Origin of the sequence: Methylobacterium sp. E-045 (assembly GCF_022829685.1) — a bacterium.
In the GTDB taxonomy this organism is placed as follows: Bacteria; Pseudomonadota; Alphaproteobacteria; order Rhizobiales; family Beijerinckiaceae; genus Methylobacterium.
Window position 1 is genome coordinate 1 of the sequence record NZ_JAKSYE010000013.1, and the last position, 876, is coordinate 876.

Here is an 876-nt window from a genome sequence, read left to right on the forward strand (position 1 = left end):
GCTGATGCCGGCGTGCGTCGAAGATTACGTGGGGGCGGAGGCGGCCGTCCGCGTGATCGACGCCTTTGTCGACGGGCTCGACCTGTCAGGTCTCGGCTTTGTCCGCTCGGTTCCCGCTGCGACGGGGCGCCCGGGCTACGATCCGCGTGATCTTCTGAAGCTCTCCGTCTGGGGCTACTTCAACGAGGTTCGTTCCTCGCGGCGTCTGGAGCGGACCTGTCGGCGCGATGTCGAGGCCATGTGGTTGCTCCGGCGACTGGCTCCGGACTTCAAGACGATCGCCGACTTCCGGCGCGACAACGGGCCGGCGATCGTCGGGGCCGCCCGCGCCTTCGTGTTGCTGTGCCGGGACGCGGGGTTGTTTACCGCGAGGCTCGTGGCGCTGGACGGCTCGAAGTTCCGCGCCGTCGCCAGTCCGAAGAAGGTCATCGGCCGCGCCGGCCTCGCCGAGGAGGCTGCCCGCCTCGACCGCAAGATCGCGTCCTATCTCGCCGGACTGGACGAAGCCGATGCAGATGAGCCCGACGATGAGCCGGGCGCGGTGCCGGCAGCGCTCGCCGCGCTTCGGACCCGACGCGCCGAACTCGACCGGCTGGCGGCCCGCATGGACGAGGAAGACCGCACGACCCTGGTCGAGGGCGAGGCGGATGCCCGGCCGATGGGCCAGGGCGCCGGACCCAAACCGCCCGCCTACAACGTGCAGAGCGTCGTGGATGCCGAGACCGGCCTGGTCGTTCATCATGCGGTGACCGACGAGCCGACCGACCGGCGCCAGCTGCACCCCATGGCCGATGCCACGAAAACGGTCCTCGACCTGGCTGCGCTGACGGTGGTGGCCGACAAGGGATACGGTACCGGCGAGCATGCCAGCGCCTG

The 876-nt window shown here is 70.1% G+C and carries 1 protein-coding gene; it reads left to right on the forward strand.

Annotated elements, in window-relative coordinates; all coding sequences use genetic code 11:
* Positions 1-52: 52 nt before the first annotated feature.
* The coding region (locus tag MKK51_RS00685) for a transposase (RefSeq protein ID WP_243974364.1) at positions 53-876 on the forward strand (824 nt) is incomplete at its 3' end.